The organism is Streptomyces shaanxiensis, from assembly GCF_039537145.1.
Lineage (GTDB): Bacteria > Actinomycetota > Actinomycetes > Streptomycetales > Streptomycetaceae > Streptomyces > Streptomyces shaanxiensis.
In genome coordinates, this window is the sequence record NZ_BAAAZY010000013.1 from 18,968 (window position 1) to 45,367 (window position 26,400).

18 protein-coding genes and 1 pseudogene are annotated in these 26,400 nt (G+C 69.8%); 13 read left to right on the plus strand and 6 right to left on the minus strand.

Annotation, left to right across the window (positions count from 1 at the left end; all coding sequences use genetic code 11):
- Positions 1-93 precede the first annotated feature (93 nt).
- Positions 94-1,026, plus strand: a complete 933-nt coding sequence (locus ABD932_RS27775) for an alpha/beta hydrolase (protein WP_345016477.1) — start codon at positions 94-96, stop codon at positions 1,024-1,026.
- A 49-nt stretch (positions 1,027-1,075) separates the two neighbouring features.
- Here the strand turns inward: ABD932_RS27775 and ABD932_RS27780 are convergent, their stop codons facing one another.
- Positions 1,076-3,583 carry an AMP-binding protein gene (locus ABD932_RS27780; protein WP_345016479.1) on the minus strand — a complete coding sequence of 836 codons (2,508 nt, stop codon included), beginning with the start codon at positions 3,581-3,583 and terminating at the stop codon, positions 1,076-1,078.
- A 274-nt stretch (positions 3,584-3,857) separates the two neighbouring features.
- Between ABD932_RS27780 and ABD932_RS27785 the strand changes: the two genes are divergently transcribed.
- The 3 genes from ABD932_RS27785 to ABD932_RS27795 are packed head-to-tail and all read left to right on the plus strand — an operon-like array spanning position 3,858 to position 7,569.
- Complete coding sequence (locus ABD932_RS27785) at positions 3,858-4,898, plus strand: iron ABC transporter substrate-binding protein (RefSeq protein WP_345016481.1); 1,041 nt, start codon at positions 3,858-3,860, stop codon at positions 4,896-4,898.
- Between the two features lie 5 nt (positions 4,899-4,903).
- Positions 4,904-6,526 (plus strand): ABC transporter permease, encoded by a 1,623-nt coding sequence (locus ABD932_RS27790; protein WP_345016483.1) that lies wholly within the window; start codon positions 4,904-4,906, stop codon positions 6,524-6,526.
- Positions 6,523-7,569: an ABC transporter ATP-binding protein gene (locus ABD932_RS27795; protein WP_345016485.1), complete on the plus strand. Its 1,047-nt coding sequence runs from the start codon at positions 6,523-6,525 to the stop codon at positions 7,567-7,569. Before ABD932_RS27790 ends, ABD932_RS27795 begins: the two co-directional genes overlap by 4 nt.
- A 100-nt stretch (positions 7,570-7,669) precedes the next feature.
- Here the strand turns inward: ABD932_RS27795 and ABD932_RS27800 are convergent, their stop codons facing one another.
- Both ABD932_RS27800 and ABD932_RS27805 read right to left on the minus strand, forming a co-directional pair.
- Complete coding sequence (locus ABD932_RS27800) at positions 7,670-9,289, minus strand: type 1 periplasmic-binding domain-containing protein (RefSeq protein ID WP_345016487.1); 1,620 nt, start codon at positions 9,287-9,289, stop codon at positions 7,670-7,672.
- Between the two features lie 5 nt (positions 9,290-9,294).
- Entirely contained in the window at positions 9,295-11,463 is a 2,169-nt protein-coding gene (locus tag ABD932_RS27805; protein WP_345016489.1) for a hypothetical protein, read from the minus strand.
- A 344-nt stretch (positions 11,464-11,807) separates the two neighbouring features.
- Here ABD932_RS27805 and ABD932_RS27810 point away from each other — a divergent pair.
- Both ABD932_RS27810 and ABD932_RS27815 read left to right on the plus strand, forming a co-directional pair.
- Positions 11,808-13,685 (plus strand): annotated as a pseudogene (locus ABD932_RS27810) (LamG-like jellyroll fold domain-containing protein).
- A 536-nt stretch (positions 13,686-14,221) separates the two neighbouring features.
- The gene (locus tag ABD932_RS27815) at positions 14,222-15,112 is read left to right on the plus strand and encodes a GNAT family N-acetyltransferase (protein WP_345016491.1); all 891 of its coding nucleotides are present in this window, start codon (positions 14,222-14,224) and stop codon (positions 15,110-15,112) included.
- Between the two features lie 175 nt (positions 15,113-15,287).
- Here the strand turns inward: ABD932_RS27815 and ABD932_RS27820 are convergent, their stop codons facing one another.
- Positions 15,288-16,526 (minus strand): NlpC/P60 family protein, encoded by a 1,239-nt coding sequence (locus ABD932_RS27820; RefSeq protein ID WP_345016493.1) that lies wholly within the window; start codon positions 16,524-16,526, stop codon positions 15,288-15,290.
- A gap of 253 nt (positions 16,527-16,779) precedes the next feature.
- Between ABD932_RS27820 and ABD932_RS27825 the strand changes: the two genes are divergently transcribed.
- Positions 16,780-17,154 (plus strand): hypothetical protein, encoded by a 375-nt coding sequence (locus tag ABD932_RS27825; protein WP_345016496.1) that lies wholly within the window; start codon positions 16,780-16,782, stop codon positions 17,152-17,154.
- Between the two features lie 193 nt (positions 17,155-17,347).
- On the opposite strand, the gene ABD932_RS27830 is transcribed toward ABD932_RS27825, so the two are convergent.
- A complete protein-coding gene (locus tag ABD932_RS27830; protein WP_345016720.1) occupies positions 17,348-17,731 on the minus strand; it encodes a VOC family protein in 384 nt (127 codons plus the stop codon).
- 173 nt (positions 17,732-17,904) lie between these two features.
- On the opposite strand from ABD932_RS27830, the gene ABD932_RS27835 reads away from it, so the two are divergent.
- The 6 genes from ABD932_RS27835 to ABD932_RS27860 all read left to right on the plus strand — a co-directional run bounded on the left by ABD932_RS27835 (position 17,905) and on the right by ABD932_RS27860 (position 25,448).
- The gene (locus tag ABD932_RS27835; RefSeq protein WP_345016499.1) at positions 17,905-19,848 is read left to right on the plus strand and encodes a tetratricopeptide repeat protein; all 1,944 of its coding nucleotides are present in this window, start codon (positions 17,905-17,907) and stop codon (positions 19,846-19,848) included.
- Between the two features lie 475 nt (positions 19,849-20,323).
- Positions 20,324-21,085 carry a DeoR/GlpR family DNA-binding transcription regulator gene (locus ABD932_RS27840; RefSeq protein ID WP_345016501.1) on the plus strand — a complete coding sequence of 254 codons (762 nt, stop codon included), beginning with the start codon at positions 20,324-20,326 and terminating at the stop codon, positions 21,083-21,085.
- 104 nt (positions 21,086-21,189) lie between these two features.
- Positions 21,190-22,545: an ABC transporter substrate-binding protein gene (locus ABD932_RS27845; RefSeq protein ID WP_345016503.1), complete on the plus strand. Its 1,356-nt coding sequence runs from the start codon at positions 21,190-21,192 to the stop codon at positions 22,543-22,545.
- Between the two features lie 76 nt (positions 22,546-22,621).
- On the plus strand, positions 22,622-23,581 hold the full coding sequence (locus tag ABD932_RS27850) for a carbohydrate ABC transporter permease (RefSeq protein ID WP_345016505.1): 960 nt from the start codon (positions 22,622-22,624) through the stop codon (positions 23,579-23,581).
- Positions 23,578-24,462, plus strand: a complete 885-nt coding sequence (locus ABD932_RS27855) for a carbohydrate ABC transporter permease (RefSeq protein WP_345016507.1) — start codon at positions 23,578-23,580, stop codon at positions 24,460-24,462. Before ABD932_RS27850 ends, ABD932_RS27855 begins: the two co-directional genes overlap by 4 nt.
- Positions 24,459-25,448 carry a zinc-dependent alcohol dehydrogenase family protein gene (locus ABD932_RS27860; protein WP_345016509.1) on the plus strand — a complete coding sequence of 330 codons (990 nt, stop codon included), beginning with the start codon at positions 24,459-24,461 and terminating at the stop codon, positions 25,446-25,448. The genes ABD932_RS27855 and ABD932_RS27860 overlap by 4 nt, the downstream gene beginning before the upstream one ends.
- Positions 25,449-25,818: 370 nt before the next feature.
- On the opposite strand, the gene ABD932_RS27865 is transcribed toward ABD932_RS27860, so the two are convergent.
- The gene (locus tag ABD932_RS27865; protein ID WP_345016511.1) at positions 25,819-26,364 is read right to left on the minus strand and encodes a hypothetical protein; all 546 of its coding nucleotides are present in this window, start codon (positions 26,362-26,364) and stop codon (positions 25,819-25,821) included.
- Between the last annotated feature and the right edge of the window lie 36 nt (positions 26,365-26,400).

The following is a 26,400-nucleotide window of genomic DNA, read 5'->3' on the forward strand; positions in this document are numbered from 1 at the left end:
CCATCATTCCCATGATCCCCCTAGGGACTGACGCAGAGGACCTCCCGTGGATGTCAGCGCTTCGGCGCGTCTGGCGAAGTCGAGGACTGCCCCGTGACCGATACCTCCACCGCCCAGGCGCCCGCTCCGAAGCCATCAGTCGCGCCGGAACAGCGTCATGGGTGCCTCTCCCCCGGCGTACGTCCGGTCACCGTCGACGCGAACGGCATCACGCTCTCCGGCCTGCTGAGCAAGCCCTCGCACGGCTCGCCGCGTGCGCTCGTCGTCGCCCTGCACGGCGGCGGCATGAGCGCCGGATACTTCGACGGCCAGGCCCACCCGGACGTCTCCCTGCTCTCCTTGGGGGCGCGCCTGGGCTACGCCGTGCTGGCGCTGGACCGTCCGGGCTACGGGGCGTCCGCGGTACGCCTGCCCCGGGGGCAGAGACTGACGGCTCAGGCCGCCACCGTACGAGCCGCTGTCGCGGAGTTCACCGCACGCCACACGCCAGGGGCCAGGACGATTGTGCTGGCGCACTCCCTCGGAGCCAAGGTCGCTTTGGTCGCCGCGGCGGGCTGGGACGAGACCGACCTCTTGGGGGTGGATGTCTCGGGGTGCGGAAGCAGGCTGGCCGTCAGCCCCGGCCTGGTCGGCCGTGAAGGCGGCATGGGCGGCCGGAGGCTGAACTGGGGTCCGCTGAACCTGTATCCGCCGGACACGTTCCGCCTGGCCCAGACGGTGGTGGCGCCCATGCCCGCACTCGAGGTCGGCACGGTGGCCGCCTGGGCGCGGCTGTCAGAGGCGGTTCTGCCTCGCGTCAGCGTCCCGGTCCGGATCACGTTCGCCCAGTACGAAGCCTGGTGGAGCCACGACGACGACGATCTCGCCGACCTGACCGCACGCCTGTCCTCAGCTCCACGGGTCGTCATCGACCGCCTCCCCCACGCCGGCCACAACATCAGCCTCGGCTGGGCCGCACGCGCCTACCACCTCAAAGCCCTCGCATTTGCTGAGGAATGCTTGAGTTCCAGCCCAGAACCACGGTGACCCGGTCGAGAGCGGCCCACAGGACTGAACCGCACCAGTACGTGGTCCGTCAGAACAGTCTGCGCGTCAGCCGTGTGGCCGCTGTGCCGTATGCCACGCCGAACACCAGCGAGGCCGCGAGGGCGAGTAGCGGGGAGTCGTCCCGCAGGTAGGGGTAGACGTGGAAGTGTGTCAGGTAGATGTACAGCGAGCTGCCCGCCAGGATGCCCGCGAGGCGGTTGAGCGGGTCCACGCTCGGCAGGGCCGGGATCCACAGCAGCAGGATGAGGCCGCCCACGACGATCGAGGTCCGGAGGGGCTGCCCGCCGGGGAACAGCCCCGGCACGGTCAGCAACACGACGGCGGTCAGCAGCAGCCGATGTCCCGTCGTGCGGGCCCGCGCCGCGGCCCAGCCCAGTGCGAACAGGAAGAAGACGACGGTCGGGCTGAGGTGGTGGCGGATGTGCGCGAGGCCCCAGGGGTCGTAGCGCCCGACAAGTCCCAGGGCGACCAGTGCCAGGGCGAACCCGAAGGGGCTGTGCCGCTCCGCACGGTCGAGCAACGGCATCGCCAGCAGCACCGTCAGTCCGGTCAGGAAGTAGACCAGCGCCTCGACGAACCAGTACCGCCACTCCGGGTCGGAGTTGTCCTGTGCGAAGAGGCTGTTGGCCAACACGACGTTGGCCAGGTCGTATTCACGGGTCAGCAGCAGCGCGAAGGTGATCCACACGATGCTCGGTACGGCGATGCGCGCGATGCTGCGCCGCATCCGCCGCAGGCGCTCCTGGCGCTCGTGTGCGGTGAGGTGGAAGCGGGCGAAGTTGAAGCCGGCGACACCAAGCAGTACATGGGCACCGCCCTGGACGTTGAAGACGGGGATGTGCGAACCCACGACCAGGACGATGCCCACCGCGCGCAGCGCGATGCCGGTCTCCAGGGTGCGCCGTAGCGGGCGCCTCGGACCGGTACTGCCGTCCTTGCGGCGTGCGGCGTGCGGGTCGCGGAGGTCCCTGATCGGTGTGGTGTGCCAGTCGGTGGGCAGCTCGCCCAGCGTCTCTTCCAGCCGCAGCGACATCTCGACGTAGGACAGCGAGTCGCCGCCCAGGCTCACGAAGCTGCTGTCCTCGGTGACGTCGGTGCGGTCGAGTATCTCGGCGTAGAGAGCGCAGAGGTCGTCCGTGTGGGGACCGTGCCGGGTGGGCGGTGTTTCCGGTTCGCGCGCCATCCGTCGTACGGCCTCGTAGTCGGGCTTGCCCGAGGCGAGCCGCGGGAGTTCGGGCACCGTCCGCGCCTGTATCGCGCGGGGCGGCAGACCACAGCTGTCGGCCACCAGGCGCCGGATGCGTGCCGCGTCGACGCCGTCGGCGGGGATCGTGACCACGGCCAGCGCGTCGTCGTCGCCCGCGCAGAAGGCCTGGATGCCGTGCTCCTCCAGGATGGCCTCGACGCGCTGCGGGTCTATGCGCAGCCCCAGGATCTTGGTGAACCGGGTCCGGCGTCCCACGATCTCGTACAGCCCGTCGGGGGCGCGCCGGGCGATGTCGCCGGTGCGCAGTTCCTCGACGGTGCGTCCCAGGGCGAGGTCCGCCGGGGTCTCGGCGTAGCCGAGCATGACGTTCGGGCCGGAGTAGACCAGTTCGCCGGTGTCCGGCTCGTCGATGCCGTCCACCGGTCGGAGCCGGAAGGAGCCACCGGGGATGGGAATGCCGACGGCCTGCGGTCGCTCGGCCGCACGGGCCGGAGGCAGGTACGCCATGCGGGCCGTCGCCTCGGTCTGCCCGTACATCACGAACAGCTCCCAGCCCGCGCGGCGGCCCAACTCGGCGTAGTGGCCGACCCGTTCGGGTGCCAGGCGTCCGCCGGCCTGGGTGATGTACCGCAGGTGGGGCAGTCGCATCTGCTCGAAGCCGACCCGGTCGAGCAGGTCGAAGGTGTACGGCACTCCGGCGAGCGAGGTGCCGCGGGTGGCGCGGAACTCCTCCCAGAACTCGGCGTCGGCCACCGACCGGTCGGTGAGGAGCAACCCGGCGCCGCGCAGCAGGTGGCTGTGGATGACGGACAGGCCGTAGCAGTAGTGCATGGGCAGGGTCGTGGCCGCGCGGTCGGTGTCGCGGATGCCCAGGTAGGTGGCGATGGACTCGGCGTTGGCCTGGAGGTTCTCGGCGGAGAGCCGGACCAGCTTCGGTGAGCCGGTCGAACCGGAGGTGGACAGCAGCAACGCCAGATCCGGGTGGAGGGTGTGGGCGCTCTCGGACCGCCGTTCGTCGAGCACCCAAGCGCCGTGGCCGTCCGGCCGCGCGACCACATCCGGGTCGTACGCGGCGGTCAGCGCGTCCATGGTGCCGGCGCTGTCGCCGGGGACGAGCAGGACGGGGTGCCCGGCGGCCAGGGCCGCGAGGTGGACGACCAGGGCTTCGGCGCTATTCGCCCCGGCCAGCAGGACCAGGCGGCGTGCGGGGCCGAGGCGTTCGGCGGTGGCGGCGACCCGCTCCGCCAGCGAGCGATAGCTGACCTCACCCGATGGCGTGATCAACGCGGTGCGGTCGCCGTATGCCGCGAGGTGACGTGCGAACGGCACCCCTCGCCGCCGTACGGGCGGTTGCGGGAACGCAATGGGGGCGATGCGCGGTATCGGCGCTGTGAACGAGGCCGAGAGAAGTCTGGACGGGTCTAGCACGGGCGCGCGACCTTTCTGCGGCAGCGTCCGCAATTAACACAGATCCCTTGACGGTTAGGCAAGCTTTACCTTATTCATAGCATGTTCACAGTTGGCTGGAAAGCTTCGATTCGCCGCTCGCTGACCGACGACGCGACCACGGCGTTACGGCGAGCCACGCAGGAAGGCACACCACATGCGACGCCCCTCGGCTCGCCGGATCACCGCGCTCCTCGCGGCCGGCCTGCTTCTCCCCGCCCTCGCCGCCTGCGGCTCCGACAAGGGCGGCTCGGCGGACGGCGGCGACTCCGCCCTCGTCATCTACTCCGGGCGCAACGAGAAGCTGGTCAAGCCGATCCTCGACAAGCTGGAGAAGGCCGTCGGCAGCGAGGTCGAGGTGCGCTACGGCGACAGCGCCGAACTGGCCGCGCAGATCCTGGAGGAGGGCGACCGCACCAAGGCCGGGCTGTTCTTCTCGCAGGACGCGGGCGCGCTCGGCGCCCTGTCCAAGGAGGGCATGCTGGCGAAGCTGCCGCAGTCCAGCCTCGACGCGGTGGACCCGGCCTACCGGGGCAACGCCGGCGACTGGGTGGGACTGTCGGGCCGCGTCCGCGTCATCGCCTACAACCCGGACAAGGTCGCCGAGGACAAGGTCCCGGACAGCGTCCACGATGTCGTGAAGCCCGAGTGGAAGGGCAAGGTCGGCTTCGCCCCCACCAACGCCTCCTTCCAGGCGTTCGTCACCGGCATGCGGGTCCTGGAGGGCGACGACGCCACACGCGAGTGGCTCAAGGGCCTGAAGGCCAACGGCACGACGTACACCAACAACCTGGCCACGCTCGACGCCGTCGAGGCCGGCGAGGTCGAGCTCGGCCTCGTGAACCACTACTACTGGTACGAGCGGGTCGCCGAGAAGGGCGAGGACAAGGTCAACGCCAAGCTCCACTTCCTGCCCGGTGAGGACCCCGGCGCGCTGATCAACGTGGCCGGAGTCGGCATCCTGAAGGACAGCGGCCAGACCGAGACGGCGCAGAAGGCCGTCGACTACCTGCTGTCCAAGGAGGCGCAGACCTACTTCGCCGACACGACGAAGGAGTACCCGCTGGCCGCGGGCGTCACCAGCAACGTCGAGGGGTTGCCGGCGTTCGACTCGCTCGAGTCCCCCGACATCGACCTCGGCAAGCTGGAGTCCCTCCAGGAGACGCTGGCCATGCTCCAGGACATCGGGCTGGTCTGACGATCGTGAGCCCCACGGAAACCGCGAGCACAGCGGAGTCCGCGGAGCGTCCGGCCGGGGCACCTGCTCCGGCCGGGCGCCGGCGCGTGCGTACGACCGCCCGCAGGGTCGACGCCGGCTCCGGCCGCAGACCCCCGCTGATCCTGCTCGTCCCCGCCTGTGTCGCCGCCCTGTTCGCCCTGCTGCCGCTCGGCTACCTCGCCGTCCGCGCACTCGAACGCGGGCCCGGCTACGCCTGGGACATCGTCGCCGACGAACGCACCCTCCACCTCCTGGGCCGCAGCCTCGGCCTGACGGTCGTCGTCGTGGCGGCCTGCCTGGTACTCGGCGTCTCCCTGGCCTGGCTGACCGTGCGCACCGCCCTGCCAGGGGCGCGCGCCTGGTCGGTGCTGGCCACCCTGCCGCTCGCCGTGCCCAGTTATGTGGCCGCCTTCGCCTGGCTGGCCGCCGTGCCCGAGACCGCGGGGTTCGCGGGGGCCGCGCTCGCGCTGACCCTGGTGAGCTTCCCGTACGTCCACCTGCCCGTCGCCGCGGCACTGCGCGGCATCGACCCCGCGCAGGAGGAGGCCGCCCGCTCCCTGGGCCATGGACCCGTGCGCACCTTCGTCCGGGTCACCCTCCCCCAACTCCGCCCGGCCGCCGCGGGCGGGGCGCTGCTCGTCGCCCTGTACGTGCTCTCCGACTTCGGCGCCGTCTCGCTGATGCGGTACGACACGTTCACCCGCGCCATCCACACCTCCTACCGCGCCTCCTTCGACCGCACCCCGGCCGCCGCGCTCAGCGTCGTACTGGTCGTGCTGACGGTGGCGCTGGTCGCCGCCGAGGCCCGCACCCGGGGCCGCGCGGGCCATGCCAGGACCGGCGGCGGGACGGCACGCCCGGCCATCCCGGTGCCGCTGGGGCACTGGCGGATCCCCGCCCTCGCCTGGTGCACGGCGGTGGCGGCCGCCGCGGTCGCCTTCCCCCTCGGCACCCTCGGCTACTGGCTCGCCGTCGGCACCTCCGCGACCTGGGACCTCGGCGCCCTCGCAGAGGCCGCCTCGGCCACCCTCGGTGTCGCCGCCGCCGGAGCCGCCCTCACGACCCTGCTCGCGCTGCCCGTCGGAGTGATCGCCGCACGGCACCGGGGACGCGGCGCCCGGCTGCTGGAGCAGGCCGCCTACGCGGGGCACGCACTGCCCGGCATCACGGTCGCGCTCTCCCTGGTGTTCTTCGCGGTGCGCTACGCCTATCCGCTCTACCAGCAGCTCCCGCTGCTGGTCTGCGCGTACGCGGTCCTCTTCCTGCCGGTCGCGGTGGCCGCCACCCGGGCCGCCGTCCTGCAGGCGCCGCCCGTGCTGGAGGACGTGGCCCGCTCGCTCGGCCGGTCGCCCCTACGGGTGCTGCGCGAGGTGACCGTGCCGCTGGCCGCGCCGGGCGTGGCGGCCGGTGCCGCCCTCACCTTCGTCGTCTGCATGAAGGAACTGCCCGCCACGCTGCTGCTGCGCCCGACCGGCATGGACACCCTGGCCACCCGTCTGTGGACCGAGACCGGAGCCGGGTCCTTCGCGGCCGCCGCGCCCTACGCCGCAGCCCTCATCCTGCTCGCCGCCGTCCCCTCCTACCTCCTGGGCAGGTCCCGCACATGAACGACCTCCACATCGAGCAACTCACCAAGTCCTACGGTGCCGAGGCCCCCGTCCTCCACGGGCTGGACCTCTCGGTGCCGGGCGGGTCGCTGGCCGCCGTGCTCGGGCCCTCCGGCTGCGGCAAGACCACCCTGCTGCGCATCGTCGCGGGGTTCCTGCGCGCCGACGCGGGCACGGTCACCGTCGGCGGGCGCACCCTGGCCGGCCCCGGCGTCCATCTGCCGCCGGAGCGGCGTCGTATCGGCATCGTCCCGCAGGAGGGCGCGCTCTTTCCCCATCTGAGCGTGGCGCGCAATGTGGCCTTCGGCCTGACCGGGCTCGATCGCGGGGAGCGGCGCCGCCGTATGGAGGAGATGCTCGACCTGGTCGGCCTCGCCGGGTACGGCGACCGGATGCCGCACGAGCTGTCCGGGGGACAGCAGCAGCGCATCGCCCTGGCCAGGGCGCTCGCCCCACGCCCGGCGCTCGTCCTGCTCGACGAGCCGTTCAACGCCCTCGACAGCGCGCTGCGCACCGGCGTCCGGGCTGATGTGCGGGCCGCTCTGCGTGCGACCGGGGCCACGGCGCTGCTGGTCACCCACGACCAGCAGGAGGCCCTCTCCACGGCCGACCTGGTGGCCGTCGTGCGGCAGGGCCGGATCGCCCAGTGCGACAACCCGCAGGACCTCTACCGGCGACCCGCCGACCCATGGGTCGCCGGTTTCGTGGGCGACGCCGTACTCCTCCAGGGCACGGTCGGCAACAGCGGCGCCATGGCCACCACACCGCTCGGGACTGTGGCGTTGGCCGCACGACCGACGGACCGGCCCACCGGCACGGTCGTACTGCGCCCCGAACAGCTGCGACTGACCGACGCGGACACGGCGGGGGCGGTGCGGGGCACGGTGACCGACGTGTGTTTCTACGGCCACGACGCCAAGGTGACCGTCTCCGTACAGGGCCTCGACGCCACGGTCGACGTCCGTGTGGCGGGCCCGCTGTCGGTCGGCCCCGGCCAGGAGACCGGCATCCACGTGACGGGCGAGGCCACGCTCCACGCGTAGGCAGTCAGTTCTGCAGCCCCCCGGCGAGGCGAACCAGCCGACTGTCCGCCGCCGGCCGCGGACATCACCTGACACATGGCCAGCAGTCGCACGTCATCCGTCAGCCAGTGCTGCTGGGAATCACGCAGTTCTTCGGCTGTTCCCGGCCGGTGGGCCAGCCCAGTCCGACGAACCTCAGCTTGCCGTGGCCCTCCCGGCCCGGGTCCAACTCGACGACCGCGACCGGCTTGTCGTACGCGTTCCCGCCGCTGGTCAGGCATATCAGTCCGCTCGTGCCCCGCACCCGGTGGCGGGACTGCAGCAGCGACCACTGCCTGCCCACGTCCTCAAGGCCCGGCACCGCCTGGGCGCCACCGCTCTGTGCCTGGTGCAGTGCCTTGCCGATGGTGACGAGGCCGTCGTACACGAGCATCGTCCGGGAGTCCTCCAGGTTCGGGACGGAGCCGAGCTCCGTCTCCTCGCTGCGCGTGGTCTCGATCCACTTCTTCAAGGTGTCCAGGGCCGTCTTCGGCTCGGTGAGGTACTGGGGGAGCTCCTGCGGCGTGGGCTCGCGGTCGTGGTCCGCTGCCCACTCCCTGTTCCAGCCGGCCAGCTCGGCGTCCCAGGCGTCCGGGTGCGCGGGGGCGGCGTACTGCACCGTCACCTTGGCCTTGCCGTCCTCACCGCGCAGCTGTGCCCAGTCCTTCTCCGACATGGCCTGCCGCAGCGAGGCGGCGTCGGAACCGCTGACGACGGTGTAGTGGCGGTCCTTGCAGCCCACCTGAGCCAGCTTGAGGGCGAAGATCCGCAGGTGCAGCGTGCGCCCCGCGAAGTAGACGGTGTCGGCCTCGGAGTCGCAGATGTTGTTGGCGATCTGGGTGAACTGGTTGCCGGTCGAGCCCGGCTCGTCGATGGCCGGGGACTCGAAGGACATCGCGGCGGGACCGGGCGGGCCCTTCTCCTCGATCCCGCTGAACGCCTGCGCCAGCGAGTCGGTGTAGCTGTCGACGCGCTTGTCGTAGACGAGCACCGTCTTGAGGTTCTCCCGGCCCCGTTCACCGTTGAACTTGGCCAGCGCCTGGGCCGCGTCGTGGTTGGTGGGGATGATCCGGGCCAGGCCGGGGAACTTCAGCTTCGCCATCCCGTCCGCCCCGTCCTTGTTCGCGATCCCGTCCCCACTGATCCGCGAGGCGAGCACCGGGACCTCGTGCTCCGTCAGCCGCGCGACGGCTTCCTCCGTGGCATCGAGGCTGAGGTTGAAGCCGGTCACCGCCCGCAGCCGCTCCTTGTCCGAGGCGGCCATCCGCAGCAGGGTGTCCACGACCTCGGTCTGCTGCTCGTAGTTCCGCCCGGGGTTGGCGAGCACCAGCCGGATCTTCGGCGGTTCCCCCTCGCCCTCGTTGGCCTGCCGCTGCCCCAAGTACGCGCCCTGGAGGTCGCTGCGCATCTGCCGGCGCAGCGCCGCCTTGTCCGACTGGAGCGGCAGCATCATCGCCACCGTGACATGCGGCTGGCCCTCGATCCTGGCGTTCTCCTCTGCGATGGCCCGGGCCACGTCGCGGATCTCCGGCGTGCCGAAGTCGTAGCCGTCGCCGTTGACGCCGATGCACTCGCCGTCGATCCGCTCGATCCCATCGGTGCAGGTGTCCGGTTCCCGGGCGATGGACCAGACGAGCCAGGCGCACACCGTGACCGCCCCCACGGTCAGCAGCGTGTAGAGGAACTTCTTCCACCTGGGCATCCCCGTTACCTCCTTCGCCCGAGCTGACCGGTACAGGTGCAGCGCAGCAACGGCTGCTCGTTCTCCGCCAGGCCGCTCCACTCGGTAGCCGTCTTGTCGAGCTCTCCCGCGCCGTCGAAGTCCATGATCGAGAGCCGCTCCAGCAACTTGGCGAGCGTGCCGGCCGTCTCCTTTCCGGTCGGCCTGGTCCGCTCCTCGCACAGCCACACCGCGTGCAGCAACTGGTCGACGCTGCGCCGCAGCGCCGGTCCGTCCACGGTCACCAGGCCCTGGGCACGCTCGCGCCGGGCGTCCGCCCCGCCGGGATACGGCGCCTGGGCGATCTCCAGAAGCTCCGCGCACCACTCCTCGGAGCGACCGGGCAGCGTGGCCGCCAGATGGCCGACCACGTCGTCCACGCCTCCGGAGACCAGGTGGTGGTTCATCCGGTGCGCCGTGACCGTGCGGAACGCCCCGCCGACCGGCGCCCCTTCGCCGGCCGCGCGTCCCGCGTAGTGGTCCCGCAGCAGGTGGTGGTCGGCGTACCAGGCGCCGCCGCCGGGACGCAGCCCGTACAGCCGGTGCACCAGCAGCTGACGCAGCCCGAAGTCGCCGATGAAGTGCCGTTCGCAGCCGGGCCATCCGGTGTCGATGAGCAGCTGCGATATCTGATGCGCGGTCAAGTGGTGGACCCGGCCCGACTGATGATGGCGGAGCAGGACGTTCGCGCACTCCTCGTCGTGCGCCACCGACAGATGGGTGAGCAGGTCGAGCCACTGGTCACGGTGTACGTCCGGCAGCCGAACCGGCAGCTGATCGAGGATCAGCTCCTCCAGCAGTACGTCCGCCACCGGCCGTTCGAGGCCGCCGTTGCCGGGGAGTCGTAACGGGGCATCGAGTATGTCCCGGTCATTGGAGTCCGCCGGCATGCGGAACGCGGCTGCAGCGGCCGCCAGCCGGATCACCGTATGGGGCCGACCGCCGCTCAGCCGTGCCACGGCGGCGTCGATACGGCGGCGATTCGCGCCGCCTTCCGGCTCCGCGCGCTGCTGTCTGCGCTGGGTCTCCCGGCGGAGCTGGTCGCCGGTGAGAAGAGGCATACGCAGCAAGAGCACCCCGTCGGCCAGCGGCGCCTGGTCCGCTCCCGCGCCTGTGCGCCGCGACCAATCGGGAGGGCCGCCGTCGGCGGGCCGGAACTCCGCCGGTGAGACCACCTGCTGCTGCGGCAGGCCGCCGTGCAGAAAGACTCCCCCGTCCGCCCGGCGCGCCGTACCCACGATCACCACGCGGTCGCGCTGCCCACCCCGGCGGTCGGTGAGCACAGCGCGCAGCAACCGCTCCCCCAGCGGCGACTCGGCGTGGCCCAGCAGCAGCCCCGGGCGGCCCACCCTGCGCAGCCAGCCGACCGGAGAGGCGTACGCCGCCTCGAGGTCCTCGCGCAGCGCCCGGAAGAGGAAGCTCTCCGCCAGCTCCCGGTCCTCACCACCAGCCTGGAAGTCGGCGGCGAGATTACGCAGGCCGTCGCCGGGCTGACCGGCCGCGCCGGGATACGCGCCGTAGATCCGCTCCAGTTCCGCCCTGCCCCGGGGCGCCAAGCGGTCGAAAATAGCGCCCAGCAGCGCGTTGCTCACCGCCGCCGAGTACGGGCCGAGCACTTGCCCGGACAGGGTCGCCAGCAGGTTCTGGATGGTTCCGCCGAGCACGCCCCGCCAGAAGTCACCCGCTCCCAGGCCGCGGAAACGCTGCCGCTGGGGCAGCATCTCGTACCGTTCGATCTCCGTCGCGACCGCGCTGGGGCTGCCGTCCCCGACGCCGGTCGCGATCATCGCGAGGCCCGTGAAGAGGCGGGGGAAGGCGAACGAGCCTCCCGTCCCCTGCCAGGTGGACAGCCGCCGGGCGGCCTCGACCAGGGCCTCTGTCGCGGCCGAGCGGGCGCCCGGCTCCGGCTCCGCCCGGTCCTCGTACAACGGCGAGCCGCAGTCCAGATAGATCACCGGCACCTTGGTGGCGAAACCGTCCCGCACCGCGCGCAGCAACCGCGCCTTGCCCATGCCCGGTCCACCGGTGAGCAGCACCACGGGAAGATCGGGGCCGTACAGCGGCTCCCGGCCGGCACCCGACGGTGACCGCGCGAACAGACGCGCGAAGAAGCCCTCCTCGCCGAGGAGTTTCTCGAACCCCAGGTCTTCACACACGGACCCCCCATGAAGAGCTCGCCCGCTCGGGAGCGGATGACCGGTGACCGATGTGCCGGAAAACAATCAGTGGAACACGAGTCCTTCCGTCGGACAACGATGCCTGCATGGAAAAGCAACGGAGCATACGTGGAAGGGGAGTTGAGGTGAGGTGAACGCGGGTCCCGGAAGTGACGCGGTGATGGGCTCGGGCAGGCGGGCCGGTGTCGCCGACCGGCGTTTCCTACGCCGCGGCCAAACTGCAGCTGCACTTCCTGTGGCGCGTCACTGCCGCCGAATGGCAGTAATCACCCATAGATTGGACATGGGATGTCCAGACGTACGGATAAAATGAAGGGCCATCTATGTCGCCGAGACTTCGCGTACGCCCGAGAGCCGACCTCGCCGTATGCGTCGCCATGGCGACCGCGGCAATTCTTCCCGGCCCCGCGCACGCCCTACCCGCCAAGGCCGTGCCGCAGTTCGAGCAGCGGGTCATCTTCAGAGCGTCCCAGGATCCCGGCTACGCGTGCTTCCGGATTCCGGCGATCGTGCAGACCACCCGAGGCACGCTCCTGGCGTTCGCCGAGGGCCGCGTGCGCACCTGCGGTGACGCGGGGGACATCGACATCGTGCTGAAACGCTCGACCGACGGCGGCCGCACCTGGGGACCGCTCCAGGTCGTCAGCGAGGGCGCCGGCGACACCCACGGCAACCCGGCCCCGATCGTGGACCGCAGAACCGGCCGCATCCTGCTCCCACAGACACACAACCCGGCAAGTGCGGACGGCACGAGCTGTGCCGTCCCGTGCGCCCGCCGCCCCCATCTGCAGTACAGCGACGACGACGGCAGCACCTGGACCCGGCCGCGCGACCTGAGCGCGCAGATCATGCCCCCGCACTGGAACTCCTGGTACGCCACCGGCCCCGTCCACGGCATCCAGCTCACCCGCGGCAGCCACCCGGGCCGGCTGGTCTTCGGCGTCAACACCGAGACCTGGAACGGCAGCCGGGTCACCGCCAATCACGCGGCCCTCATCAGCAGCGACGACGGCGGCAACACCTGGCAACGTCGCGCCACCGACTCCTGGCTCGTCGCCACCGACGGAACGTTCCGCCAGAAGCCGTCCGAGATCACCCTCACCGAGCACACCGACGGCACCATCCTGGTCAGCGGTCGCGAGCAGGACGGCACCGATCTGGGCCACCGCGCCCAGACCTTCAGCCGCGACGGCGGCGACACCTTCACCACCCGGTTCCGATCCCTCCCGGACCTCTACACGCCGCAGGTTCAGGGGTCCACGCTGTAGCTGGGCAACCGCATCCTGCTGTCCAGCCCCGGCGATCCCGACCGCCGCCGGACCATGATGATCCGCTCCTCCTACGATGGCGGCGCCACCTGGGAGAGCGTGGACCGCGGCACCGTCGTGACCCAAGACTGGTCGGGCTACTCCGACATGGTGCACATCGGCGACGACGTGGTGGGACTGATGTATGAAGGCGGCACCGTCGACGCCCGCGACGAGATCCGCTTCGCCCGCTTCAACGAGGAATGGCTCACGCCACGCCGCGGCCCTGACCCGACCACGGCCGACAACGCCCCGAACGCCCAGCGCGCAACCGTGCTCGGCGGGGCCTCGCCCACGGCCGGCGTATTCGGCGGGGCCCTGGCTTTCGACGGCACCGACGACGCGGTGCGCCTGCCGTTCCGCACCCAACTGCCGCTCGGCACCCAGAACTTCACCGCATCCCTGTGGTTCCGCTACACCAGTCGCACCGGCGAGCAGCCACTGCTGTGGATGGGCGGCATCGGCGGCAGCCAGCCCCAGGTCTGGCTGCGCGGCGAACCTGCGAGCAACCGGGTGCGCGCTCTGATGACGGTGCGCAGCGGCGCGACGGGCGTACGGTCGGCGTCCGTCAGCACCACGGCCGCGCACAACGACGGCCGGTGGCACCACCTCGCCCTGCGCCGCGGCGGCGGACGCTTCACCCTGTTCATCGACGGCAGCCCCATCAGCACAGCGGACGTGGCCGGATCCGTCAGTCGCAACTCGCCGTTCGGCGTGCACATCGGCCAGCGCATGGACAGCCGGGCCTTCTTCACCGGCGCCATCGACGAGGTCCGCGTCTGGAACCGGGCCCTCACCGACGCGGAGCTCACCCGCGTACGCCAGACGAACACCGGCCCGTCCTCAAACACCGTGCTGTGGCTGCCCATGAGCCAGGTGACCGCAGGCGGCTGACATCCCGGAGTCGCGCGCCAGACACCTGCTGTTTGCTCGTCGTCGAATGTGAGCAACAATGCCCGCACGGATCACAAGGGGGCGGCGTGGATCGGGATGTCACGAAGGCGTGGTGGGTAGGACTCGTAACCTCCTTGGCTGTCGCCGTGCTGGCGTCGGCCGCTCTCTCACTCCTGACCTCGATTCTTCTCATGGGTCTGCCTCACGGCTGGGAGACAGCAACGTCCTGGGCCGACATCCGGCTGCGCTTTTCATGGATCGCCGGCGTCCTTGTCCCGGTCGCCGTGGGCACATACCTCATGATCCGGCTCTCTCACCGTGGCCGGACCCCGACGCAGGGTACCGACCGACCCCGCCCCACTCCGGGTGCCGACCGACCCCGCCCCTCTCCGCGTGGAGGCCGGCATCGTTGACCCTGTCGACGAACAGGGTCAAGCGTGGACTCCCCTTCCGCTCCGCCAAATTCCCTGTCCTCGCGGCCGATCGCGTGGTCAACTGTGGCCGTACACCACCCCATTGACCGCACCGGAGCTGCCTTGCCCATCCGCATCACCGCCCTCACCGATCCCGACCGCACCGCGTCTGGCTATCGCCTCGCATGGCTGGCGAGTCAGGAGGACGGGGAACCCCTCGGGTCCGCGTTTCTACGGATGTTCACCCGGGAGGGCCAGGAACACCTGGCCGAGCTGCAGTTGAATGTGCACACGGCGGAGCGGCGCAGGCGGGTCGGGTCGCGGCTCCTCGAGACGGCGGTGGCTGCCGCGCGGGCGGAGGGTCGGCGGTCGGTGATCGCGCAGGCCGACGCGGGCACGCCCGGCGATCACTTCCTTGCCGCACGCGGCTTCCGCAGGGTGCTCACACTGACGTATGCCCGGCTTGCGCTGGACGAGTTGGACAACAGCAAAGTCGACGAGATCAACGCGATCGTCGAGCAGCCGCACCCTGGCTACCGTCTCGCGTCATGGCGCGGCCCCGTCCCCGAGGACCTGGCCAAGACCTTCGCCGACTCGCGCCGCGCGATGGACGACATGCCGATGGACGACACCGACTACGGAGTCGTGGCCTGGGACGTCGAGCGGGTCCTGGCCGCTGCCAAGGCCATCGCCGACCGCGGTGAGCTGCTCACCACGGTCGTCGCCGTCGACGAGTCGGACAGCTCGATCGCCGGCTTCTCGGAACTCGTCGTGCCAGGTGACGGCAAGGGCGAGGGGCAGCACTACGGCACCGGCGTACTCCCCGAGCACCGCGGCCACGGCCTCGGCCGCTGGATGAAGGCCGAGATGATCCGCGTCGCCCGCGCCAACCACCCCGAACTCGCCGGCCTGATCACCGATACGGCGGACAGCAACACACACATGCGGCGCATCAATGACGCACTGGGGTACGTCCCCACGCACCAGGCCCTGGAGTACCAGCTCAACCTTTGAGGCCATGCTGCCGGGGGCCTACAGCCGCGATGCCCGTAGGGCAACGGAACGGTGCCCATGAACTCACCGATCATGAGCGGGAGTTGCTCTCCTCGCTCGGTCTTGAGCGGAGCGGCCGGCCGACTCCAGGGGGCAGGAGACACTCCCGGAGCCGGCCGGCCTGACTGTCGGTGGGTCAGAACCAGCCGGTGCATTCGATGGCGCCGCCCGGACCGTTGGTGCCGCAGGCTCGCATGACGAGGCCGGCGTCGTTCCACTGGGTGGTGTACGCGTCGTTGCCCGACGTGATGGTGGTGAAGCCGAGCATCGGAGACCATGTCGTGCCCCCGTCGGCGCTGCGGTCGACCCAGATCTCGTCGCCGGGCGCGCCGCCGGTGATGCGACCCCAGGCGCACTGGGTGGTGCTGTTGTAGCGCAGTTCCACGGTGCGGCCGAAGACGGTGGTCGACTTGGCCGTCCACGCGCCCGCGGAATTGGGTTCCGTACCGTCGCCGCAGGACGTGTTGTTCTCCGCGCCTGCCAGTGTGCCGCCGATCTCCGGGAAGTCACCGCAGGACGGCACATCCTTGAGCACGGCCGGGCCCTGGACGAAGAGGTTGCTGATCCAGCTGTGGTAGTCCGGCAGGAACGACCAGACGTTGTTCACCATGCCGTCGAGCGTGGCCCGCTCGCCCACCCGCTGGCACAGCACCCGCACCTTTACGGAGATGCCGTTGCCGTTGGTGAAGTTGATGCGGCTGCTCGTGTTCGAGTCCTGCCGCAGGTTGGGCTGGCCCCAGGTCTTGTGGAAGGAGCCGCGGCCGTCCCAGGACCAGACTCCCGGCGTGACGTCGGCGTGCGGGCGGAACGCGCCCTGGTAGCGCTCCCAGCGGGCACTGATGGTGTTGACCTGGATCTTCATGCCCGACTCCGGTGCCTCGACCATCATGCCGTTGCCGAGGTAGAGCGCGACATGCGTCGGGCCGAAGCCCTCACGGCCGAAGTACATGATGTCGCCGGGCAGCAGGACGCCCGATCCCTGCGACTTCAGGAACTTGGTGTGCGCGTACCCCGGCGCCGCGAAGGTCGCCTGTGTCGTGCGCTCGGTGATGAGGTCGCGGCCGGTCGCCTTGTACCAGGCCCAGCGCACCAGACCTATGCAGTCGAAGCTCCACAGCTCCGGGTCCGCGTACGATTCGGGGGACGTGCGGTCGATCTGGCCCTGACTCGGACCGGGCACGCCCTGTGCGTGACCACCACCCCAGGCGTATTGCTGACCGACGTACCGGCACGCGACCTCGACGGCCGCCTGCGCCGCCGCGCTCGCACCGGACTGGAGCGGCGCGCATCCCGTGGCAGCGGCCGCCGGAGTGGCCGAGACGGCCGGCAGGCCGAGACTCACCACCGTCACGAGCGCGGCCACGAGCAGCCGCACCCGGCGACCCCATGACCACTCCCCCCATCCTGCTCTCCCGGACCCTGTTCTCCCGTACCCCGTTCGTCCGGCTCCTCGGATTCTGCGAACTCCGTCGATCACGGCACTCCCCCCTGGTCTCGGTGGTCTCCCGCGAACGTACGGACCCCGCCCACCCGCCGGTCCCTGACATCCGTCAGGATGCGACCCGCCCGCCCGCTCCCTACGGTTCCCAGCGACCGGACATACGCCCACAGGAGAGGGAGAAACCCATATGCGCAGCATGTTGAGGCGCGCCGCCGCACTGGCCTTCGCGACCGTCACCGCGGCCGTACTCGCAACAGGCACCGCTCAAGCCAAGCCGGCCGATGAGTGGGCCGGTTGCCCGTACGGCGCGGTCTGTGTCTACCCGCAGAACCAGAACCCGGCCGTGTCGCCGAGCCACATCTACTGGACCTACGGCGCGCACAACCTGAGCAACCAGTACGGCAACCACTGGGTGTTGAACAACCAGTACGACAGCGCGGTTGTCGAGCTGTGCCTCAGCTACAACGCGAACGACTGCACGTCCTCGATCGCGGCGGGACACGGCGAGTACCGGGACCTGGGGCCCATCAACTCGCTCCACCTGAGGCCGCATTACAACTAGGGTCCGTCTTCGGTGTGACTGACCTTACCCAACGCGGGAAAGAGGAAAGTGGGACCGCTGCTTCGCAAGAAGTGGCGGTCCTGTCGTATCCGGTGGCGATGCCGCCGGGGCAAGGAACTCCGGGAAGCACCGCTCCCTCAAACGCTACTTCGCACGCAAGGTCTGTCGAAACCAACCAGGCTGCACGTGAGCGTCAGGAATTCATGCTCGCCCGGTCGGAATCGCTGCGCAGAACGCAGAATTCGTTGCCCTCGGGATCAGCAAGGATTACCCAGCCTGAACCATCGGGATTGCGGTGATCGGTGACAAAGGCGGCACCGAGGTCCAGCAGTCGGTCCACCTCCTGATCGCGCGAGGTCTCAGGGCGCAGACACAGATGGATCCGGTTCTTGATCGTCTTGGCCTCGGGCACCTGGTTGAAGTACAGCACTGGGCCCTCCGCCAACAGCACCTGTGTCTCCCGGTCACCCGGTCTGGCCTCCGGATCGAGCGGACGGCCGGTCACACTGCTCCAGAACCGAGCCAGCTCGTAGGCATCCGCACAGTCAATCGCCACGTTCTGCAATACCGAGACCATGCGCACGAGCCTTCCTGATCTCCACGCCAAACGCCACCGAGTTGCGCCGTAGTCGGCCTCGTCGTAGCTGCCCTCGGGGACCAGGCCGTACACGGACATTCAGGAGGCATGGCGATCTCTTGTGCCGGGGATCCATAGAAGCACGTCTGGGGGAGCATACGGGGGGATATGTCATGGTGCCGGAATTCGCCGCGCCCGCGGCCACTGACGGCGGCGGTTTCTGGGAGGGTTTCTGGGAACAGAGCGGCGGCACAGCCGTGTGGGTGCTCGGCATCTTCGCGGTCATCGTGGTCATCGTCGCCGTACGCCTGGGGTCCGGGCTGCTACTGCGGCACCGGAGCAACCGGCTGCTGCCGGTGGTGGTGTGCGAGGACCGCGGTCTTCTTGGCAGTCAGGGCAACGGGCACCGGGGCAACGGCAACGGGCCTGGTGGCGCGGACCACGGCCACCAGTCCGCGCGCACCGGGGAACTGGCCGCCCACATCACGGAGCACATGGCCGCCGACGGGCTCGGCCCGCGCGTCCTGACCCCCGGAAGCGGCACCACCACCGGCCCCGACCCGGTCCCGGAGACCGCCTCCTCCCCGCACGGCTGGGTGGACGTGATGAAGCGCCTCGCCTTATTCCAGCCCCGGGCGTACCACGTGATGCTGCACTGCCTGTCGGCCGACAGGGCGCACCCCCGCTTCTCCGTACGGATTCTGTACATGCCCAAGAACATCGTGGTGGCCGCCGCCATCGTGGAAGGCGAGCCCATCAGGCGCCGGGCGACGAACGAGGAGAGGCGCCAACGCGACAAGAGGCTGTACGAGCGGATCGCCTGCTATTGCACCGTCAAGATTCTCGGCGACCCGCGCTCGCAGGACCGCATCCCCCGCTGGGAGAGCTGGGGCGACGACCTCGACTCCTACCGCTTCTACCGCATGGGCATCAAGGCCCAGGAGAAGGCGCTGGCCGCGAAGAAGCGCAACGACCCCGCTCAGGAGCGTGCCCACTACCGGCACGCCCTCAAGCACTACGACGATGCCGCGGCATTGGTCCCCGGCAACCTCACGGTTCGGCTGCAGCAGGCCGGTGTCCGGGAACTCATCGGCCAGGACCACGGCGCGCAGGAGCCCGCCGCTCACATCCAGCGCGCCATCGAGATCTACGAAGACTGCGTCCAACTGTGGCCCGAACACGTCGAGACCGCCTATCGGCTCTCCATCGCCTGCGCCGAGCAGAACCGGGACCGAGACCGGGACCGGGACCGAGACCGGGACCGGGACCGGGACCTGGGAAACCACTCGCCGGCCGACTACGAACGCGCTTCGCGCGAGCATCTGAAGCTGCTCCTGAGGCGCCTGTCCTGGCCGGTCATGGTCCGCCGCTACGCCCGCACCTGGCTTCCGGGCCGTCGCAATCTCGGCGAACGCCGGTACTGGCGACAGTGGTTCAGCTTCGAGCGGCCCCACCCCTCGCTGCGCACCCGCCGCCGTTCCTTCCTCGCCGCCGTGCGGATCGCCGAGGCGGCCGAGGAACTGCGGATGAACCGCCCGCCGGAGCCCGAGAAGTTGCGAGAGGCTTTCAACCAGGTGGCCAAGGAGGTGACCGGCGGCGTGTGGGCGCGCTGGGGTTGGCTCTGGGGCGGCCCGGACTGGGGGATACGCCGTCTGCTCCACGCCGACCACCGACGCGGCAACGGCCACGCGGGGCAAGACTCCCCCGCGCCGACGGGATGGCACCGGGGAGCGCGTGCACGTACCCACGCCGAGGCGCTGATCGCCGGGCCGGCACCGCGGCACCGCGTGCCCACCCGCGCCTCGACGGGATACCTCGTCTACTACAACGCGGCCTGCTTCCTCAGTCTGGCCCTGCGTGTGGAGCCCCCTGCGGGCTCCGTGACCTGGTCCGGCGACGAGTGGCGCGAGGACTGCGCCAGGGCCGCCGTGGCCCACCTCAACAGCAGCCTGCGGGTCACCCGCAGCCAGTTCTCCGCGGCCTGGGCCGAACGTGACACCGACCTGCGGCCGCTGTTCACCGGCCGGCTGCGTGACGAGCCTGCGGCCGACCCGCAGCGCTGGGGCCGGATCGGGCGCAACTGGGCCGGTTTCGCGGGGATCGACGGCACGAACTGACGGGTTCGGCACCCGAGCCTGCGGGGCCGGCAGTCCCTGTCCGGGAGCGGCAGCAACCGTGGCAGACCGGGCACGTGTGTGCGGTGTGAGTGCGCCGCCGCGTCGCCGTGCCGGGCGTTCGCCCCTCCCCCGGCCCGCGCCCGTAGCACGGAGGAGCCGAGCCCCGCAGGTGGCTGGATCCGCATCATTTCCGGCCCGGTGCTCGGATCCGGCCGGCAAAACAGGCAGCGAATGGGCACGTCCAGCGGACAAGCGGGCAGCGATCTTCTGCACCCCGGGGCCCTCCAGCGCATTATCCAGGGGCTCCGCATTCCGGAATACGGGCACATTCGGTCATGAACTGCTCTACGACGAACCTGGTCAGTATGCGCAATCGCCCTATAGAAATTTGGCCACCAGAGCCCGAACGGGCCGGGCTCCGGGAAAACAGCCGGCGCGGGCACGCCGCGCAGAGCCGTGAAACGGAGGTGTCGCCGTGGACGCCGAGGAACGAAGACGCGGAATTCTGGAAACGGCCCGCCGTTCCGGATCCGTGGACGTAGGAAGGCTCGCCGCCGACCTCGGGGTCTCCAAGGAGACCGTGAGGCGCGATCTGAATTTGCTGGAGGGGCACGGGCTCGTCCGACGTACCCACGGCGGTGCCCATCCCGTGGAGAGCGCCGGCTTCGAGACCACGCTCGCCTTCCGTACCACCATGCACGTCCCCGAGAAATCCCGGATCGCGGCCGCCGCGGCCGAACTGCTCGGGGACGCCGAGACCGTCTTCATCGACGAGGGCTACACCCCGCAGCTCATCGCCGCCGCCCTTCCCCGCGACCGACCACTGACCGTGGTCACCTCCTCGCTGGTCACGGCAGGTGCCCTGACCTCCGCCGAGAGCATCACCGTGCTGCTGCTCGGCGGCCGGGTGCGTGGCGGGACGCTGGCCACGGTCGACCACTGGGCGACCCGCATGCTGTCCGGCTTCGTCATCGACCTGGCGTACGTCGGCGCGAACGGCATCTCCCGCGAGTACGGACTCACCACCCCCGATCCCGCGGTCAGTGAGATCAAGTCCCAGGTACTCCGCAACGCAAGGCGCCGTGTCTTCTCCGGAGTCCACACGAAATTCGGTGCCGTGAGCTTCTGCCGCTTCGCGGACGTCACCCAGTTCGAGGCGATCGTCACCGACGCCGGGCTGCCCGCCTCCGAGGCACACCGCTATTCGCTGCTGGGCCCCGAGGTCATCCGGGTCTAGAGCCGCGGTTCGCCTCCCTTTCCACTCGCTTTCCGATCCCTTTCCAACCCTCGCAAGCCGGGGGCCTGGTTCCCCACGCCCTCGAACATCCCCTGGAGTCAGTCATGCGTACACGAAGAATGACCCATGTCCTCGTCACGGCCACGGCCGCGGGCTCGTTGTTGGTCGCCTGTAGTGGGGCAGGCGGTTCCTCGAGCTCCGGTGGCGACGGCAAGAGCATCAATGTGCTGATGGTCGGCAATCCGCAGATGGAGGACATCGCGAAACTCACCAAGGACACCTTCACCAAGGACACCGGTATCAAGGTGAACTTCACGGTCCTTCCCGAGAACGAGCTGCGCGACAAGGTGACCCAGGACGTCGCCACCCAGGCCGGCCAGTACGACGTCGCCACCATCGGTGCCTACGAGGTCCCGATCTGGGAGAAGAACGGTTGGCTGCACGAGCTCAGCTCCTACGCCGACAAGGACGCGAGCTTCGACAAGGCCGACCTGCTCAAGCCGATGGTCACGTCCCTGTCCGGCTCCGACGGCAAGCTCTACGCCCTGCCGTTCTACGGCGAGTCCTCGTTCCTCATGTACAACAAGGACGTCATGAAGGCGAAGGGCATCACGGTGCCGGAGCGCCCGACCTGGCAGCAGATAGCCGACATCGCGGCCGAGGTGGACGGCGCGGAGCCCGGAATGCGGGGCATCTGCCTGCGCGGTCTGGCGGGTTGGGGCGAGCTGGGGGCGCCGCTGACCACCATGGTCAACACCTTCGGCGGCACCTGGTTCACCAAGGACTGGAAGGCCCAGGTCAACAGCCCGGAGTTCAAGAAGGCGACGAACTTCTACGTCGACCTGGTCAGGGAGCACGGAGAGGCGGGCGCGGCGCAGGCCGGCTTCACCGAGTGCCTGAACGCCATGAGCCAGAAGAAGGTCGCGATGTGGTACGACGCGACCAGTGCGGCCGGGTCGCTGGAGGACGCCAGCTCCAGCAAGATCGCCGGTCATGTCGGGTACGCGTACGCTCCGACCGTCGAGACCAAGAGCAGCGGCTGGCTGTGGAGTTGGGCGTGGGCGATGCCCAAGACCACGAAGAACGCCGACGCCGCCTCGCAGTTCATGCTGTGGGCCTCCAGCAAGGAGTACGAGAAGCTGGTCGGAGAGAAGCTCGGCTGGTCACGTGTCCCGGCCGGTAAGCGGGCCAGCACCTACGAGCTCCCGCAGTACCAGAAGGCGGCCGCATCGTTCGGTGACATCACGCTGAAGTCCATCGAGGGCGCCGACCCGGCCAACCCCGGCACCCAGTCCAGGCCGACCGTGGGCGTTCAGTACGTGGCCGTCCCCGAGTTCCAGGACCTGGGCACCAAGGTCACCCAGGAGATCTCCGCCGCCATCGCCGGCAAGACCAGCGTGGACAAGGCCCTCGACGACGGCCAGAAGCTCGCCGAGGACGTCGCCAAGAACTACCAGTGACCGTCACCGCCCGGCCGGCCTCGGCGCCGGCCGGGCACCGCTTCCCACCCTGGCCGTCACCGGCAGAGGAAACTCCATGACCACGCTCACCGCTCCCCCCAAGACCGCATCACCGCCCAGCCGCCCGCGCCCAACCGCAGGCGCCGGCAAGTGGCGCCGCCGTATCCCGCTGCTGCCGGCGCTGGTCTTCACCATCGTCGTCACCCAACTGCCCTTCGTGGCCACGCTCATGATCTCCACGTTCCAGTGGAACATCCTGCGGCCGGGCGAGCGGCACTTCGTCGGACTGTCCAACTTCACGTTCGTCTTCACCGACGAGCGGCTGCGCACGGCGGTGCTCAACACCGTCGTGCTCACCGCCTCGGTGGTGCTCATCAGCGTGCTCCTCGGCCTCGGCCTGGCGATGCTGCTCGACCGCCGGTTCATCGGCCGAGGGCTTGCGCGGACGATGCTCATCGCCCCGTTCCTCGTGATGCCGGTCGCGGCGGCGCTGCTGTGGAAGCACGCCATCTACAACCCCGACTACGGCCTGCTCAACGGCACCCTCAACGCCGTGTACCGCTTCTTCGGCGCGGACAACGGCCCCACGATCGACTGGGTTTCCTCCTTCCCGATGCCCGCCGTCGTGGTGTCGCTGGTGTGGCAGTGGACGCCGTTCATGATGCTGATCCTGCTGGCCGGTCTGCAGGCGCAGCCCGGTGATGTCCTGGAGGCGGCCCGCATGGACGGGGCGTCGGCGATGGCGACCTTCCGCTTCATCACGCTGCCGCATCTGCGCCAGTACATCGAGCTGGGCATCCTGCTCGGCACGATCTACGTCGTGCAGACCTTCGACGCGGTCTACAGCATCACCCAGGGCGGCCCCGGCTCCCAGACCACCAACCTGCCCTACGAGATCTACCTGACCATGTTCCGCAAGTACGAGTACGGCCAGGCGGCCGCCGCCGGCGTGGTCGTCGTACTCGGCTCGATCGTGATCGCGACCTTCGCGCTGCGCACCATCGCGTCACTGTTCCGCGAGGAGGTGTCCCGATGACTCACGCAGCAGTCGCCGCGCCCGGGGCGAGACTCAAGAAGCTGATCCGCCGCAACGACGACCACGCCGGTACGCCGCGCCTGTCCCCCCTGTGGACCTTCGTCGCCTGGCTCGCCACGCTGGCGTTCTTCGCACCGGTGGCCTGGATGGTGCTCACCTCCTTCCACCAGGAGGCGGACGCGGCCACCAACCCGCCCACCCCCTTCGCGCCGGTCACTTTCGACCAGTACAAGCTGCTGTTCAGCCGGGACATCACCCCGTTCCTCCTCAACTCGGCGATGGCCAGCGTCATTTCGACGGTCCTGGTGCTCGCCCTCGCGGTGCCGACGGCCTACGCGCTGTCCATCAAGCCGGTCCAGAAGTGGACCGACGTGATGTTCTTCTTCCTGTCCACCAAGTTCCTGCCGGCCATCGCGGCCCTGCTGCCGGTGTACCTGATCGTCAAGGACGCCGGGATGCTGGACAACGTATGGACCTTGATCATCCTCTACACCGCCATGAACCTCCCGATCGCGGTGTGGATGATGCGCTCGTTCCTCGCCGAGGTGCCCAAGGAGATCCTGGAGGCGGCCGAGGTCGACGGCGCTGGCCTGCTCACCGTGCTGTGGCGGGTCGTCGCGCCGGTCGCCATGCCGGGACTCGCCGCCACCTCGCTGATCTGCTTCATCTTCAGCTGGAACGAGTTCATGTTCGCGGTCAACCTCACCGCGACCAACGCCTCGACGGCGCCGGTCTTCCTCGTCGGGTTCATCACCAGCGAGGGCCTCTTCCTAGCCCGGCTCTGCGCCGCCGCCACCTTGGTCTCCCTGCCGGTCCTCATCGCCGGTTTCGCCGCCCAGGACAAACTGGTCCGCGGCCTGTCCCTAGGAGCAGTCAAGTGAAAGCCGCTGTCATCGAAGCTCCCGGCAAGGTCACCGTCACCACGGTGCCCGACCCCACTCCCGGGCCGCGCGAGGTCGTGGTCGACGTAGCGGCCTGCGGGCTGTGCGGAACCGATCTGCACATCCTCCAGGGCGAGTTCGCCCCGAAACTGCCCATCGTCCCCGGCCACGAGTTCGCCGGGGAGGTGGTGGGCCTCGGCAGCGAGGTCACCGAACTCGCGATCGGCGACCGGGTCGCCGTGGACCCCTCGCTGTACTGCCACGAGTGCCGCTACTGCCGGACCGGACACAACAACCTCTGCGACCGGTGGCAGGCGATCGGAGTGACCGTGGCCGGTGGCGCCGCCGAATACGCCGTGGCACCCGTCGCCAACTGCGTACGGCTGCCGGACCACGTGGACGTCCAGGACGCGGCGCTGATCGAGCCGCTCTCCTGCGCCGTGCGCGGCTACGACGTCCTCAACAGCAGGCTCGGCTCCCACGTCCTCATCTACGGCAGCGGGACGATGGGCCTGATGATGCTGGAGCTGGCCAAGCGCACCGGGGCCGCCTCGGTGGATGTCGTCGACGTCAACCCGGAGCGCCTGGCGACGGCCGAGAAGCTCGGCTGCTCACAGGCGGCGCTCTCGGCCGACGAGTTGGGGCGAACGGCCGGCTGGGACGTGGTGGTCGACGCGACCGGCAACGCCGCCGCCATCCAGGACGGCCTGGACCGAGTCGCCAAGGCCGGCACCTTCCTGCAGTTCGGGGTCTCCGACTACGCGACGACGGCCACCATTTCGCCGTACCGCATCTACAACCAGGAGATCACCATCACCGGCTCCATGGCGGTGCTCCACAGCTACGAGCGCGCGGCGGAACTGTTCGCCACCGGGGTGCTCGATCCGCAGCTGTTCATCAGTCACCGGTTGCCGCTGACGGAGTACCCGCAGGCACTGGACCGGTTCGTAGCCGGCCAGGGACGCAAGATCGTCGTTCTGCCCTGATCTACATGCCGGGCGCGGTCGACGACCGCGCCCGGCCGGCCAGGTCGCAGCCCGAGGCACGCAGTCACCGGCCGCAGCGTCACCGAGATCGCCTTCGCGCACGGCTTCACCAACACCTCCCACTTCAGCCGCACCTTCGCTGATGAGCGCCATGACTCACTGACACCTCAACCGGCCATTGGACCGTCCCGGAGGATGGCGCGAACGGTGCCGGCAAAGGCGCAGATGCAAGTGTGGCCGGCAGCCGGTCGACGAAGCGTTCGACGAAGACGAACTCGCGCTTCACCCCGAGTCCCACAGCCCGCCGCCGCGGCCTACGCAGGTCCGCAAGCATCTCCTTGAGTAAGGGAGATGGTGCGCGCCGCCGGAATCACGAAGCCATCCGAGTGGTGACGTAGAACCACACCCAGACGGACAGGAGGAGCAGCTCGGCCACGCCACCGGCTCGCCGCTTGTTACCGACTTCTGGAGTGTCGCTCGGGCTGCTGCGACGTGCGGCGATGAGGTCTGTCATCATCTGCCGGCCGAGGCGCCCGACAGGCCAGCCCGCGTAGGCGTCCAGTCGGACCGTAGGACCGCTGTGCAGGGTGAGTCGGGGCCCCTGGCCAGGTAGCCACGTCACGTCGGCGATGTCGCTGAACGGGACGTGCCATCTGGAGAAGCGGTTCCTCACCGTCAGCGCGGTCGGGCTTGCCTTGAGGTGAGCGCACAGGCCGAAACGCCACACGTAGTAGACCCCCATCGCCGCAAGCGTGCAGAAGGCGACGCGGCGCCAGGCTTCCAGGTGCCAGACTCCACGGAGCAGGTCGGCGCACAACACCAGCCACAGGACCAGCACGATCACCCAGCAGACCGTCTTGCCCACCCTCCTGGACGCCACCTCCATGCGCCGGCCGCTGGCCACCACCTGCGTCATATGCCCTCCCCACAACCCCACGCGGATGAGGATCCT